This is a genomic window from Streptomyces sp. NPDC088116, assembly GCF_044741745.1.
GTDB lineage: Bacteria > Actinomycetota > Actinomycetes > Streptomycetales > Streptomycetaceae > Streptomyces.
Map to the genome: position 1 here is coordinate 665,922 of NZ_JBIUTF010000003.1, position 14,446 is coordinate 680,367.

Sequence of the window (14,446 nt, forward strand, 5' to 3'; positions counted from 1 at the left end):
CTGCCGGCGGTGCCGTTCGCCCCGAGCGCGAACGGCACCGCTCTCGCGGCCTCACGCCCGGCCGGGCCCCCGCCACCGTGTCCGCGCGCTCTCGACCCGGAACAGGTAGTCGGCGTAGGCCTGTTCGTAGAATTCGACACCCGCCGGATCCGGGTCCACCACGGCGTCGGGCGCGGTCCACGCGGCGACGTCCAGCTCGTGTCCCAGCTCCGGGCCCCGGGCCGCGACCGCGGCCAGCACGGCTCCGCGCGCGCCCGGTTCCGGTCCTCGGGCCACGCGCAGGGGGCGCCCGAGAACATCGGCGAACAGCCGCAGCCACGGCAGGCTGCGCGCGCCACCGCCGCACACGGCCAGCTCCCCGGTGAGGCCCGCGGCCTCCAGGCAGTGCCGGGCGGCGAAGGCGATCGCCTCGCACATGCCCCGTACGAGATCGGCGCGCGAGGCCCGCAGGTCGAGGCCGGTGAACTCCGCGCGCGCGGTGTGGTCGACGAACGGCGCGCGTTCGCCCGAGGGGGACAGATAGGGCAGCGCGCGAACGCCCCGGGCGCCGCGCGGGGTCTCCTCCAGGATGCCGGACACCTGGTCGTGGGAGCTGCCGGTGAGGCCGAGCACCCATTCGAGCGCGACCGTGCCGGTCATCGCCGGCAGCGCCCGCAGACAGCGGTCGGGCCGGGCCAGGGCGAGATGGAAGCCGACCGGGTCCTCCTCGAACGCGACCCGCTCGACCACGACTTCGCACGCCAGGGTCGTACCGACGATGAGGAGCCCGTCACCGGGTTCGGTCACGCCCGCGCCGATCGCGCAGGCGGGAAGGTCGTACGGCCCGGAGACGACCGGCGTCCCGGCCGCGAGGCCCGAGGTGTGTCCGTGGGCCTCCCCGTACGGCAGGGTCTTGGCGATGGGGGGAAGCAGACCCGCGCGGTGTCCGACGCCGAGTGCCGCGAGTGCCTGCGGGGAGTAGGTGCGGGTGCGCGGGTCGAGGAAGGGGACCGAGGCGTCGGAGAGATCGGTGCCGCGCTCGCCCGTCAGACGCAGATGCAGAACGTCCTTGCAGGCCGCGGCAGTTGTGGCCGCGTCCAGAGACTCCGGCTCGTTGCGGTCCAGCCAGGCCAGGAGCGGGCCGGGCGAGCCGGGGAACAGGACATTGCCCGTGTGCCGGTACATCTTCTCCGCGGTGCCGTCGCCCATCCACTGGGCGACCAGGCCGCCTGCCCGGCCGTCCATCCAGGACAGCGCGGGGCGGACGGCCTTCCCCTCGGCGTCGACCAGCCACAGGCCGTCGCCCTGACCGGTCAGGGCGACCAGGGCCGGGGTGCCGCCGTCCGTCACCGCCGCCAGGACGTCGGTGGCGGCCCGCACCACCTCTTCGATGTCCTGTTCGACGTGATCGCCCTGACCGCCGAGCGAGATCGGCTTCGACTCCACACGCAGTGCGGTGCCGTCCTCGGCGAAGGCCGCCGCCTTGGCGATCGAGGTTCCCATGTCCAGTCCGACGAACACCGTGACTCCTTTGTCGATAGGTGAACTCGATGGGTGTGAACGTTCCGTCGCGAACCGTCGGACGGGTCGTCAGACGACGCGGTGGGCGAGTGGTTCGCCGCGCAGGAACCTGCCGACCTCGGCGGCCGCGATACGCGCCGCGTTGTGCGCGACCGAGGTGTTCGCGCCCGCCAGATGGGGCGTCATGACCAGCCGGGGAGCGTTGCGCAGACGCGAGCCCGGCGGCGGGGGCTCCACGGCGAACACATCGAGCCCGGCCGCGGCGAGCCGGCCCGATTCCAGGGCGTCGCAGAGCGCGTCCTCGTCCAGCAGCGCGCCACGTGCGCAGTTGACCACGACCGCTCCGTCGGGCAGCAGCGCGAGTTCGCGCGCGCCGAGCAGACCCCGCGTCTCGGCAGTGAGCCGCGCGTGCAGCGAGACCACGTCGGAGCGCCGCAGCAGGTCGTCGAGATCGGCGACGGGCGTGCCCACCTCGCGCAATGTCTCCGGGGCCGCGTAGGGGTCGTACAGGCAGACCTGGGCGCCGAGGGCGGTGAGAGCGCGGGCCACCCGGCTGCCGACCGCTCCGCAGCCGATCAGCCCGACGGTCGCGCCGTCCAGGCCGGGGCCGCAGTTGTCGTACGTGTAGAACTCGCCCGCCCAGCGGCCCGCGGCGAGCGCGGCCGAGGTCTCCGGGATCCGGCGCATCGTGGACAGGAGCAGCCCGACCGTGTACTCGGCGGTGGCCGCCGCGTTACGGCCGGGGGTGTTGCACACCTGGACGCCGCGCTCCTTCGCCGCCTCCAGATTGACGTTGACGGGGCCGCCCCGGCCGACGACCACCAGACGCAACTCGGGCGATCCGTCCAGGACCTTCCGAGTCACCGGTGCCATCTGGGTGACGCACACACGCGCCCCGTCCAGCGCGGCGAGGACGGTCTCCTCGTCCCCGGACGCCTCGTCGACCTCGGAGACCTGCCCGAAAGGCGTCAGCGGCCAGGGAAGACGCAACTCGTCGATCGTATGGCCGGTGCCGATCTCGGCGGTCAGTTCCCGGGTGAACAGTTCGGGGGCGACGAAGTGGTCGCCCGCGGCGAGGATTCTCGTCAACGCGGTCTCCTTGCTCGGGCCGGGACCCGGGCGGGCCGGGCCGGTCGGGTTCGGGTCGGTCGGAGGCGGGTGGATCAGGTCGGGGCCACTTCGTAGCGGACACCGCTCTCGTCGAGGCCGCGCAGGACCTCCGGCGGGGTGCGGTCGTCGACCAATATCAGGTCGAACGTGGTGAGCGGGGTCAGCCTGTGCAGCGCGGTGCGCCCGAGTTTGGAATGGTCGATCATGAGCACATTGCGGCCGGCGGCCTTGAGCATCGCGCGCTTGACGGCGACGATGCGCTGTTCCTGATGGAAGGCGAAGTCGCCGTACACGGACGACGTGGACACGAAACACAGGTCGACCCGGAGCGCCTCGACGGCCTCCACACACGGCACTCCGAGGAAGGAGTCGTGCAGCCGGTCGTAGTCGCCGCCCAGGGCCATCAGGTGCAACCCGCGTTCGTCCGCGAGGAGGTTGAGCGCCTCGCGGAAGTTGGTGGCGACGGTCAGCGGCTCGATCCGGGGGAGCAGCCTGGCCAGTTCCAGCACGGTGGTCGAGTCGTCGATCATCACGGACATGCCCGGCTCGATGAGGGTCGCGGCCTTGGCGGCGAGGGCCTCCTTCTCCTTCCGCATGGTCTTCTTGCGGTAGGCGACGTTGCTCTCGAACACCCCCGAGGGCTGCGCCGTGACGCCTCCCCTGAACTTGCGCAGGACGCCCTCGCGTTCGAGTTCGTCGATGTCGCGGTAGATCGTCATCGGACTCACACCGAAACGCTCCGCCAGATCCGACGCCGACGCCGACCCCGTGGTGAGCACATGGTCGGAGATCTCCCGGCGACGCTGTACGGGGCCTCGGTGGCTTCTGTCCTGTGACATTCCTCGGTCCTGTTCCGCTTCCGCTTCGTCGTCCGCGGACAGGTGAGGACGTGTGCGCTCCTCCGCCCGAGACACCTCATCAGTAACATGAAGCCCTGAGGATATAACATAGATATTGAGGTACCGTTCGGCAGTGTTCACCACGGGCACGACCGGGTCAACCCGTGGATCGATGGCTCCGACAGCGTTCCCCACCAGGCAATACGTGGAATTTCGAACGCCGTGGCACCTGCTCGGCGCATCCGGTCGAAGGCGTAGCGAGTGTGTGAAAAGCGCGGTGAGATCACCCTTTGCGGTATCTCCTGGCGACAGTTCACCGAACGACCACCAGAAAGCGGGAGCCTGTGACGGACAGTCGCCACCGGGACGTGTGGATGGGAGTCGACCTGGGGACGCAGAGCGTCCGGGTGCTGGCCGTCACCGACGACGGGCGGGTGCTCGGCCGCGGTTCCGTCCCCCTCGCCGGTCACCGTGAGGGGGAGCGTCATGAGCAACTCCCCTCGGACTGGTGGGAAGGCGTCGTCGGCGCGATGCGCCAGGCTCTCCGGGCGCTGTCCGCCGCGAGGGTGCGGGGCGTCGCGGTGTGCGCCACGTCGGGCACCGTCCTGCTGACCGATTCCCGCGGGACTCCCGTGACACCCGCGCTGATGTACGACGACAGCCGCGCGAGAGCCGAGGCGCGGTACGCGCAGGAGACCGGCGCCGAGGTGTGGCGCTCCCTCGGACACCGCATCCAGCCGACCTGGGCCCTCGCCAAACTCCTCTGGCTCAACGGAACTCACGCGGACGCTCCGGGCGCTCTCAAGGGCGCCCGGGTGTGCCACCAGGCGGACTTCATCACCACCCGGCTCGTCGGACGGCCCGTACCGACGGACTCCAGCCACGCCCTGAAAACCGGCTACGACCTGAACCGCCGGGCGTGGCCCACCGATGTCCACGACCGGCTCGGGCTCTCCGGCCTCGACTTCCCCGACGTGGTTCCCCCGGGCACCGTGCTCGGTACGGTGTGTTCCGAGGCGGCGACCTCCACCGGACTCGCCGAGGGCACCCCGGTCGTCGCGGGCATGACCGACGGATGCGCCGCCCAACTCGGCTCAGGAGCCTGGGACATCGGTCAGTGGAACACCGTCCTCGGCACCACCCTCGTGCTCAAGGGGGTGACCGCGAGCCCGCTCCACGACCCGGCCGGTGTGCTCTACAACCACCGCTCCCCGGACGGGAACTGGCTCCCCGGCGGCGCCTCCAGTGTCGGTGCGGGCGCCCTGTCGCTCGCCTTCCCCGGGGCGGACCTCCCGCGACTCGACGCTCTCGCCGCCGCCCGGGAGCCGGCCGGTGCGGTCGCGTACCCCCTGGTCTCGCGCGGCGAACGCTTCCCGTTCCTGGCCGCCGACGCCGAAGCGTTCATGCTCGGCCGGCCCGCCGACGACGCCGATCACCATGCCGCACTGCTCCAGGGCGTCGCGCTCGCCGAACGGCTGTGCCTGGCGTACATCCGCCTCCTGGGCGCGCCGATCGCCGCGCCCCTCGCCTTCACCGGCGGGGCCACCCGCAGCGCCTACTGGAATCAGCTCCGGACCGACGTACTGGGCCTGACCGCCACCGTCCCCGAACACACCGACTCCGCCCTCGGCATGGCGGTGCTCGCCGCCTACGGCGTGAGAAGCGGGGACAGCGCGGCGCGGGGCGGGTCCGGCGGCGAGAAGGCCCCCGCACCGCTGTCGGCCGTCCGGGATATGGTGCGCGTCCGTACGGTGCTGGAGCCACGGCCACAGGTCGGCCGGCGTTTCGACGAGCCGTTCGTCGTTCTCGTCGACGAACTGGAACGACGCGGCTGGCTGCCGTCGGACACCGCCGCCTACGCACGGGAGCACGGATGACGCCCGCACCCACGACCCTGTTCCTCGCGCGCCACGGTGAGACCGTCTGGCACGCGGAGAACCGCTACGCCGGTGTCAGCGACATCGACCTGACACCGCGAGGCGTCGAGCAGGCGGACGGACTCGGCGCGTGGGCCGCCGAAGCCCGGCTCGACGCGATCGTGACCTCGCCGCTGTCGCGCGCCCGGCGCACGGCCGCCCCCTCGGCCGTCGCGACGGGACTGGACGCCGTGGTCGAACCGGAGCTGCTCGAACTGGACTTCGGGATCATCGAGGGCCGGACCATCGGTGAACTCGAAGCGTCCCATCCGGGTGAGGTCGCCGCGTTCCGCCGTGATCCGGCCGCCCACCCGCTGCCGGGCGGGGAGGACCCGAAGGCGGCGGCGGGCAGGGGCGCCGCCGCCCTGCTGCGCCTGGCGGACCTCCACCCGGGCCGCCGTGTCCTGGTCGTCGCGCACAACACCCTGTTCCGGCTGGTGCTGTGCCGCCTGCTGGGCATCCCCGAGAGCGAGTACCGGCGAGTGTTCCCGGGGCTCCGCAACTGCGCGGTCACCGAGTTGCGGGTGTCGGACGGACAGGTCTCGCTGATGTCGTACAACGTGCCGACGCCGTAACGCCCTTCCCGTCGCCCCGGTCGGCGATCACCGCTCACCGGCCGGAGCCCGGGGCGGGCGCGGGGGTTCAGTGTGCGGGGCCCGGTTTCCGTGGTGCGACAGACTCCAGGGTCGGGGTCACCGGCTCGATGGTCCCGTCCGCCGCGAACGTCATGCGGTCCAGGGTGGTTTCCCGGTGCATCCCGTCCCCGCGCGGCTTGCCGGGGCCGGAGACCGCGAACCGGTGGTACGCGATGTACCACTCGTCGGTGCCGGGCACCCGTACCACCGAGTGATGGCCGGTCCCCTTGATGCCCTGGTCCGGGCGCTTGGAGAGGATCACTCCCCGCTTGGTCCACGGGCCGAGCGGGGAGGGGCCGGTGGCATACGCGACCCGGTAGTCCTCGCTGCGGGTGTCGTCCTCCGACCACATGAAGTAGTACGTGCCGTCGCGCTTGACGACGAACGACCCCTCGCGGAAGCCGCTCTGGGTGATCGTCTTCACCTGCGCCGGGTCGAAGGAGACCATGTCGTCGGCCAGGGGCACCACATACGCCTCGCCGTTGCCCCAGTAGAGGTACGACTGCCCGTCGTCGTCGGTGAACACCGAGGGATCGATCATCTGCCCGCTCAACTGCCCCTTGGGGACCAGGGGTTCACCGAGCGCGTCCTTGAAGGGACCGGCGGGGCTGTCCGCCACGGCCACGCCGATCTGCTGCTCCGCGCAGAAGTAGAAGTAGTACTTCCCGTCGCGCTCGGCCGCGGCCGGTGCCCAGGCGTTGCCGTCCGCCCAGCTCACATCGGGGCCCAGATCGAGTATCACCCCGTGGTCCGTCCAGTTCACCAGGTCGGCCGACGAGTAGGCCTTGAACCGCGTACCGCTCCAGCCGTCGTAGCCGTCGGTGGTCGGATAGAGGTAGTAACGGCCGTCGAAATACTGGATGTCGGGGTCCGCGTTGAGCCCCGGCAACAGCGGACTGCGCATAGGCGTCGCCTGTACGGTCCAGGTCCGGCGCGTCCCGTCCGCCGCCGTGACGGTGTACGTCCGAGGGGTCCGGAAGTCCCGCCGGGTGCCGGAGGGCGGGCTGATCCTCGCGCCCTCGGCGAGTCCGAACCGAGGCGCGAGTGACCGTAGTTGGGTACCGGGGTTCATCGGTAGGGTGACCTTGGCCGTTGCCTCGTCCACCAGGGCGTACGCCTTGAGCCCGGCGACGGTGGCATCGGCGATCGAGGCCTTCGGGGCGTAGGCGCCCAGCAGCCGCCGGTACTCCGCCGCGGTCACCGGCAGGACGGTGCCGTGCCGGGGATTCGCCGGGAGTTCGGCATTCTCCGACGGGGTCCACCTGCCCGAGTCGAGATCGGTGGTCTCGAAGGGGATGTAGCCGCGTCCGCCGAACTCGTCGATGAACAGATACCACTTCTCCTCGGTGTTGGACTTGAAGACGGTCGGCCCTTCCCCCTGGCTGATCGCGCCCCGGCCGATGCAGTCGGCGACGAAGTCGTACGAGGGGGAGCGCAGGTCGTCGGACTTCTCCGCCGTGATGAACTTGGAGCACGGTGTGCCGGAGGAGGGGGCCCGCTCGTCCTTGGTGAAGCGGTAGTAACCGCCGTCGTGCCGGATCACGGTCGAGTCGATGACCGAGTAGCCCGGGTCGTTCCACACCTGGGGCTCGCTGAAGGTGCGGAAGTCCCGGGTGGTGGCGTACATCATCTTGTTGTAGGTGGATCCGGTGTGCTGCGGGTCGTTCGCCGCGTAGATCTTCGAGGCCCAGAAGACCACGTACGCGTCGAGTGTCTCGTCGTAATAGGCCTCGGGCGCCCAGGTGTTGCCCGCCGTGTCCGGGGCGACCTTCACCAGGCGCTGGTCGGTCCAGTGCACCAGATCGGTGGACTCCCACACCATGATCGACTTACTGCCGGTGCGCTGCACCTGGTCCCAGTCGCCGTTGCCGTACATCCGCAGGTCGGTGGCGATCTGGTAGAACTTGTCGCCCTCGGGCGAGCGGATGATGAAGGGGTCGCGCAGCCCCTTGGTGCCGAGGTCGGAGGAGAGCACGGGCCTGCCGCCGGCCAGCTCCCGCCAGTGCAGTGGATCGTTGCCGCGACTGAGCGCCATCCGGACCTGCTCGCCGTCCGCGGTGCCCTCCCCGGTGAAGTAACTGAAGGCGTATCCGGTGTACTTCTGCTTGCGCGGCAGCTCGGCCACCGTGGCGGGGAATGCCCGGGTGGTACGGGCCTTGCCGCGGCCGACCGTCGCGGTGAGCCGTAGCGTCTGGGCGCCGTCGCCGTGCCGGGGGCGGTGGACGAGACCGGTCGTGCCGATCACCTCCGGCTTGCTGGACCTCCAGGAGACGGTGGTGCCCTCGACGCCGGTGGTGGGCAGGGTCAGGTGTCCGCGTACGTCGTCGAGTCCGGGCACGGCGAGTTGGCCGGCGGCCAGGACGGTGGCGGCCTTGTCGGCGTCCCCGGCGGGCTCGGCGTGGGCCGGGCCGCCGGGGACGGCGAGCAGTCCGAGGAGCAGGGCCAGCAGGGGAACGAAGGCTCTTCGCGGGGTGCGGGGACGCATGAAGGTCCTCTCAAGAGGAATTGCCCTGTGGGGAATTGCGCGTTCCTGTTGGAACGGACGTCTAGGAGTGTTGCCAGTTGTGCGACCCAGCGTCAACAGTCGTGCGCGGAACGGCCCCACCGAGAATCCCGGCATCCGGGCGCGGCCACCTGCCCCGGCCGGCCCTCGGACTCCGGTCCCGGCCGGCCTCAGCCGGTCCCGGGAGCCGTCGCGGACAGGCGTACGAGCAGGTATCCCGGGGTGGAGGGCAGCTCGACGGACAGTTCCGCACGGTCCGCCCGCCAGTCGGCCGTACCGCCCGGTGCCGGGGGGAACAGAATCTCGGCACGTGTCGCCCGGCCCGCCGGGCTCGGTACGGACAGGGTCCGGCCGCTCTCGCCGCCCCGGCGCCAGAGCGACACATAGGTCGTGTCGCCGGAGCGCAGCCCCAGCGCCAGCCAGGCGTCGGTCCACCCCGGCAGCCCCAGCGGCCAGAAGGGTACGGCCGCCCCGAGGTCGTCGCGGATCGACTTGTACGTGGACACCGCGTCCTGTACGAGGGCGAGTTGGGCCGGTGTCATATGGTCCAGATGCCCGGACAGATGGACCCGGCCGAGCAGCGCTCCGCCCAGCGTGAAGACGATCTCGTCGTCGCTGAACTCCGGCTGCGGGTACGCCCACACGGCACCCTGCTCCGGTGGTACGGCGGTGGGTGACGAGGCCGCGATCGGCGGGTAGTGCAGCAGGTCCTGCTGGTCGCTGGTGGACTGGAGCTGGCTGACGGCGAGTGAGGCCCCGTCCATCCGCATCCCGCCGGACGCGCAGTTCTCGACGACCAGGCCGGGGTAGCGGTCGAGCAGGGTGGACAGCCAGTCCAGATAGGCGCGGGCATGGCCGAGGAGACCGCCGCCGGGCGAGGTGTCCCCGGGCCCCTGCGTGCCGGGCGCCACGCTGATGTTGTAGTCGAGCTTGAGATAGCCCACACCCCAGTCGCCGACGATCCGGCCGATCGTCTTGTCCAGGTGAGCGCGGGCCGCCGGGTGGCGCAGATCGAGCTGGTGGCGGCCGTGTTCGGTGATGCGGATGCCGTCGCGCTGGAAGAAGGCGTCGGCGGGAAGGGCCGAGGCGACCGGGCTGCGCACGCCGACGACCTCGGGCTCCAGCCACAGCCCGGGGATCATGCCACGGGCGCGGACATGGCCGAGGACCGCTTCGATCCCGCCCGGGAAGCGCCGCTGGGAGGGCTGCCACTCGCCGACGCCGTCCCACCAGCCCGGCGCGTCGTCGTACCACCCGGAGTCGATGCAGAAGTACTCCGCGCCCGCCTCGGCGGCCGCGTCGATGAGCGGCAGCAGCCGTTCCGTGGTGGGGTCGCCCATCAGGGTGTTCATGTAGTCGTTGAAGACCACGGGCAGTCCGGTGTGATCCGGGTGCGGACGGCGGACCGCACGCCGGTAGGCGGTGAGGTGCGCGAGCGCGTCCTCGAAGTCGGTGCCGAGGGCGAGCGCGGCGGGGACCGTGCTGAACTCCCCACCGGGCAGCAGGCGTTCGCGCCACTGGTGCTCGGCGTCGGTGGGGCCGCTCAGGGAGAGATACGAGGAACCGGCGCGCTCACCCGTGTCCCAGCGCCAGCCGGCCGCCGACTCGATCTGCCAGAGCCAGCTCGCCCCGCTCCTACGGTCGGTCAGCGCGCCCATGGGCAGGTGGCCGTCCGAGGGCCAGCTGCCGCGCCCGGCGAGGGCGAGCGCGGCGCGGCTGTCGTGTTCGTGCGCCTCGCGGTTCAGCCCGGCGAGGGTGTCCCGTACCGGATCCCGGTACCAACGGCATTCGGCGAGCCAGTCGTTGCGCGCCCGGTGGACGTCCAGCACATCGGGGGAGGGGAGGCCGCCGAGCAGGAGACTGCTGACGGACTGGACGACCAGCGGGTGTTCCCCCTCGTGCCGTATGCGTATCTCACCGCGCAGTACGGCCACGCCGTCGGGGGAGGAGAGGCGCACCTCGGCCGTCAACCCGCTGTCCGGGTCGTGGAGTTCGATGTGGAGGCGGTGCCAGCCGCCGTCGCGGACGGCATGGTGGCGGCGGTGCCGCAACCGCGAGCCGAGCGCGCTGTCGGTGAACCGCTGCCCCGACCAGCCGGTGCCATGGCCGAGGGCCGTGATCTCCACCAGGGGAAGTGATGTCTCCGGAGGCATCGCCGCCCCGGCGCCCTCGGGTGCGACGGCGGCGGCGCCGTCCGGTCCTGCCAGGCGGGTCATCCGCAGCGTTTCGTCCGGGGCGGTGGTGAACTCCGCTTCGAGTGCCGTGTGGCCCCAAGTGAAGGTCCCCTGGGTGCTGTTCGCTGCCTGACCGGTCAACGTGTCCCCTCCCGACTCCGCCGCCAGCGGCGGTATACGTCCGACGCGTGAATCCTTCGTTACGGTCTATTGACGTGCACATTGTGACCGGTCACAATCCTGGCATGAATGTGACCGGTCACACAAGGAAGACCGCCAGTATCAGGGACGTCGCCGCCGCGGCGGACGTCTCGTACCAGACCGTCTCCCGTGTGATCAACGGCCATCCGAGCGTGAAGGCATCGACCCGCGAGCGGGTCCTCGTCGCCATCGAGGAACTGGGCTTCCGGCGCAGCGCCACCGCGCACGCGCTGGCCAGCGGCCGTGCCCGGTCGGTCACCGTGCTCACCGCGAACACCACGCACTACGGCTATGCGGCGATCCTCCAGGGCATCGAGGAGGCGGCCCGCGGCGCCTCGTACGCCCTGGGCATCGGCGTACTGGAATCGGCCGACGAGGCCGCCGTGCGGGCGGAGGTCCGGCGCGCGGCCGACGCCGGCGGCGGGCTCGTCGTGATCGCATACGACCCGGCGGGGGTGGAGGCGCTTCGGGCCGTCCCCGCCGAACTGCCGGTGGTGGGCGTGGTCGAGACGCCGTCGAGCCCGCCCGGCGGCGACCGGCCCTGGGTGTGGACGGACGACCGGGTGGCGGCCTTCGACGCCACCCGCCACCTGCTCGGCCTCGGTCACGAGACCGTGCACTACGTGGCCATCCCGTCCAGTACCGGCGGCACCGCGCCCCGTACGGCCGGCTGGCGCGCCGCGCTGGACGAGTCGGGCGCGCCCGAACCGCCCTGTATTCAGGGCGGCTGGGGTCCGGCCGGCGGCTACGAGGCGGGCCGGAGGCTGGCCGCGGACCCGGCCGTCACCGCGATTCTGTGCGGCAACGACGATCTCGCGCTCGGTGTGATCAGGGCGCTGCACGAAGCTGGCCGGGCGGTTCCCGGTGAGGTGAGCGTGGCCGGTTTCGACGACGCGCCGGGCTCCGCGTACCTCACTCCGTCCCTCACCTCCGTACGACTCGACTTCGCGGGCCTGGGGCGGGCGGCCTTCGGGCTGCTGCACGGCGTCGTCGAGCAGTCGGAGCCGGTGGCCCCGCACCCCGTATCCGTACCCGAACTGGTGGTCAGGGAGAGCTCGGGGCCACCGCCGGCACCCGCAGACCGGCGGTAACAGCACCACGCGCCACGACCTTTCGCGCCACGCCCGCCCCGCCACGACGCGTACGCCATGACCTTCTACGCAGTGAGGCAGATCCCGCGATGAAAAGAGTCCTCCCCGTCCTCGTCCTGATATGCGCCACCGCCCTGACCGCCACCGCGTGCAGTGATCCGACCGTGCAGGGGGACGGCGCCGGCTCCGGGGCCGCCGCGAGGACCGACCCCACGGCGAGGCTCGACGGCGTGAAGCTGACCATGTGGACCGCGCAGAACACGGTCAACGCACCCCGGCAGGTCATCGACGCCTTCGAGAAGGCCACCGGCGCCACCGTCGACACGCAGGCCATCCCCGACCTGTACGAGCAGAACGTGCCGACCAAGCTCGCCTCGGGCGACAAGCCGGACCTCATGTTCTGGCAGCCCTCCCTCTCCACCCTGCCCTTCCTCCAGCCCCGGCAGAATCTGCTCACCCTCGACAAGGAACCCTGGGTGAACAAGCTCGGCGACACCGAGAAGTCGCTGGGCGTCGTCGGCGGCAGGCGCTACGCGGCGATCGTCACCAGCCCCGCCATGCTCGGCGTCTACTACAACAAGGACGTCTTCAGGAAGGCGGGCATCACCGAGGCCCAATTCCCCAAGAACTACGAGGAGTTGCTGAAGCTCGGCCACAAGATCAAGGACACCACGGACGCGTCCGCCTTCTACGAGGCCGGCGGCGACAAGTGGCCCATGCAGTGGCAGATGCAGGTGCAGCTGACGGACCTCGACAAACGCTGGTGGGCCGGCCTCAACAAGAACGAGGAGAAGTGGACCGACCCCGTCGTCGTCAAGGCCATCACCACGTACCAGCGCAAACTGCTCGACGCCGGGCTCGCGCAGAAGAACTACCGGACCGGCACCTTCACCGGATCGGCCGACGCGCTGTGGAAGGGTGACGCCGGCATGGTCCTCAATGTCACCTCCTTCCAGTCGCAGGTGCAGGCGAAGCACAGCACCGAAGAGATCGACAAGAAGCTGGGCTGGTTCCCGATCTCCCACTCGGACGACACCGGCATGTACTCGCCGGACCAGACGAACGGCGTCGTCGCCTTCAGGACCGGCGACGAGAAACGGCAGAACGCCGCCCGCCAGTTCCTGGCCTTCTGGCTCGACACCGACTACGCGGACTACATCAAGACGATGAAGATCCCGTCCGTCCAGCCCGGTGTACCCAGCCCGGACGGGCTCCCGGAGACCTCCCTCGCCCAGATCGAGGTGCTGCCCACGGCGAACGGTGTCTTCCAGGCCAAGGCCATCGTCGCCCCGGACACCCACCTGTATCTCGCCGACATGATCTACGGCAAGAAGACACCGAAGCAGGTGGCGCAGGCCATCCAGGACCAGTTCGCGCAGGTGGCCAAGGCGCAGGGCGCACCCGGCTTCTGAGGACCGATCAGGTGGACTCGGGCCAGGTCCGAGCGAGCGAGGGATGTCAGCGTGGCGGACACAGCCATACGTACGCGCAGGGCGGCACCGCCCGGCCGCGGGCAGGAGAAGCGGGCGGGCCGGCTGCCTCGCGCGGCCGTTCACCACCCCTGGTGGTTCGCGCTGCCGGCGGTCGTGGTCTTCGTGGCCTTCTTCCTGGTGCCGAACCTGCTCAACTTCTACTACCCGTTCACCAATTGGTCCTCGTACCACCCGGACGTGGCCTTCACGGGACTCGACAACTTCCGGACGATCGCGGACGACGGCTCGCTGCTGAGGGCCATCAGGACCACGCTCGTGTACGCGGCCCTGGCCGCCCTCTTCCAGAACGGCTTCGGGCTCGGCCTGGCGCTGCTCCTGGAACAGGACACCCGCTTCAACCGCTTCTTCCGCGCCGTCTTCTTCCTGCCCGTCCTCATCTCGGCGCTCGCCGTCGGCTATGTCTTCCAGGCGCTGCTCGACCAGGACGGCGCGGTCAACGCCGTGCTGGGGACGGAGATCCCGTGGCTGGGCTCCACCACCTGGACGCTGGTCCTCGTCTCCGTCATCCACGGCTGGAAGTGGATGGGCCTGTCGATGCTGATCTATCTCGCCGGGCTCAAGGGCATCCCCGGCGACATGCTGGAGGCCGCGAAGGTCGACGGGGCGGGCCCCTGGCGGACCTTCCGGTCGGTGCGCTGGCCGATGCTCGCGCCCGCCCTCACCTTCAACGTGACCACGGCGCTGATCGGTTCGATGAACACCTTCGACATCGTGCAGGCCACCACGGGCGGCGGTCCCGCCGCCTCGACCGAGGTCTTCAACATCTACATGTTCCGGGTCTTCGGGCAGGGCCTGTACGCGCAGGCGTCCGCGATGAGCCTGGTCCTCTTCCTGATCGTGGTCGCCGTCGCGATCCCACTCGTCATCGGGCTGCGCCGAAGGGAGCAGATGCTGTGACCACGGTTCACCCGGCCCATGGAGGAAGCGGGGCCCACGGAGGAACAGGAGTACATGAGGGAAGCGGAGCCCGCGTCTGGCGGCGCG

At 70.8% G+C, this 14,446-nt stretch carries 10 protein-coding genes; 5 read left to right on the forward strand and 5 right to left on the reverse strand.

The window, feature by feature from the left end:
• Positions 1-51: 51 nt before the first annotated feature.
• From ACIOJD_RS15195 to ACIOJD_RS15205, 3 genes are all read right to left on the reverse strand, one after another.
• Positions 52-1,500, reverse strand: coding sequence for an FGGY family carbohydrate kinase (locus tag ACIOJD_RS15195; protein ID WP_401912961.1), 1,449 nt, complete (start codon positions 1,498-1,500; stop codon positions 52-54).
• Between the two features lie 69 nt (positions 1,501-1,569).
• Positions 1,570-2,589: a 2-hydroxyacid dehydrogenase gene (locus tag ACIOJD_RS15200; protein ID WP_401912963.1), complete on the reverse strand. Its 1,020-nt coding sequence runs from the start codon at positions 2,587-2,589 to the stop codon at positions 1,570-1,572.
• A 74-nt stretch (positions 2,590-2,663) separates the two neighbouring features.
• Positions 2,664-3,449: a DeoR/GlpR family DNA-binding transcription regulator gene (locus tag ACIOJD_RS15205; protein ID WP_401912966.1), complete on the reverse strand. Its 786-nt coding sequence runs from the start codon at positions 3,447-3,449 to the stop codon at positions 2,664-2,666.
• Between the two features lie 374 nt (positions 3,450-3,823).
• Here ACIOJD_RS15205 and ACIOJD_RS15210 point away from each other — a divergent pair, with 374 nt between their 5' ends.
• Together ACIOJD_RS15210 and ACIOJD_RS15215 are read left to right on the forward strand one after the other, a co-directional pair.
• Positions 3,824-5,326, forward strand: coding sequence for an FGGY-family carbohydrate kinase (locus ACIOJD_RS15210; protein ID WP_401912969.1), 1,503 nt, complete (start codon positions 3,824-3,826; stop codon positions 5,324-5,326).
• Entirely contained in the window at positions 5,323-5,940 is a 618-nt protein-coding gene (locus ACIOJD_RS15215; protein WP_401912971.1) for a histidine phosphatase family protein, read from the forward strand. The genes ACIOJD_RS15210 and ACIOJD_RS15215 overlap by 4 nt, the downstream gene beginning before the upstream one ends.
• Positions 5,941-6,007: 67 nt before the next feature.
• Here the strand turns inward: ACIOJD_RS15215 and ACIOJD_RS15220 are convergent, their stop codons facing one another.
• Positions 6,008-8,485 (reverse strand): family 43 glycosylhydrolase, encoded by a 2,478-nt coding sequence (locus ACIOJD_RS15220; RefSeq protein WP_401912974.1) that lies wholly within the window; start codon positions 8,483-8,485, stop codon positions 6,008-6,010.
• 188 nt (positions 8,486-8,673) lie between these two features.
• Entirely contained in the window at positions 8,674-10,818 is a 2,145-nt protein-coding gene (locus ACIOJD_RS15225) for a glycoside hydrolase family 36 protein (RefSeq protein WP_401912977.1), read from the reverse strand.
• A 104-nt stretch (positions 10,819-10,922) separates the two neighbouring features.
• On the opposite strand from ACIOJD_RS15225, the gene ACIOJD_RS15230 reads away from it, so the two are divergent.
• The 3 genes from ACIOJD_RS15230 to ACIOJD_RS15240 all read left to right on the forward strand — a co-directional run bounded on the left by ACIOJD_RS15230 (position 10,923) and on the right by ACIOJD_RS15240 (position 14,359).
• A complete protein-coding gene (locus ACIOJD_RS15230; protein ID WP_401912980.1) occupies positions 10,923-11,969 on the forward strand; it encodes a LacI family DNA-binding transcriptional regulator in 1,047 nt (348 codons plus the stop codon).
• 89 nt (positions 11,970-12,058) lie between these two features.
• On the forward strand, positions 12,059-13,381 hold the full coding sequence (locus ACIOJD_RS15235; RefSeq protein ID WP_401912982.1) for an ABC transporter substrate-binding protein: 1,323 nt from the start codon (positions 12,059-12,061) through the stop codon (positions 13,379-13,381).
• 51 nt (positions 13,382-13,432) lie between these two features.
• A complete protein-coding gene (locus tag ACIOJD_RS15240) occupies positions 13,433-14,359 on the forward strand; it encodes a carbohydrate ABC transporter permease (RefSeq protein WP_401912985.1) in 927 nt (308 codons plus the stop codon).
• Positions 14,360-14,446: the final 87 nt, after the last annotated feature.

What these genes read in the sequence shown, in the direction of transcription:
- ACIOJD_RS15235 (WP_401912982.1), top strand. Translation starts at nt 12,059, where the DNA reads ATGAAAAGAGTCCTCCCCGTCCTCGTCCTGATATGCGCCACCGCCCTG.
- ACIOJD_RS15220 (WP_401912974.1), bottom strand. Translation starts at nt 8,485, where the DNA reads ATGCGTCCCCGCACCCCGCGAAGAGCCTTCGTTCCCCTGCTGGCCCTG.
- ACIOJD_RS15230 (WP_401912980.1), top strand. Translation starts at nt 10,923, where the DNA reads ATGAATGTGACCGGTCACACAAGGAAGACCGCCAGTATCAGGGACGTC.
- ACIOJD_RS15215 (WP_401912971.1), top strand. Translation starts at nt 5,323, where the DNA reads ATGACGCCCGCACCCACGACCCTGTTCCTCGCGCGCCACGGTGAGACC.
- ACIOJD_RS15205 (WP_401912966.1), bottom strand. Translation starts at nt 3,449, where the DNA reads ATGTCACAGGACAGAAGCCACCGAGGCCCCGTACAGCGTCGCCGGGAG.
- ACIOJD_RS15210 (WP_401912969.1), top strand. Translation starts at nt 3,824, where the DNA reads ATGGGAGTCGACCTGGGGACGCAGAGCGTCCGGGTGCTGGCCGTCACC.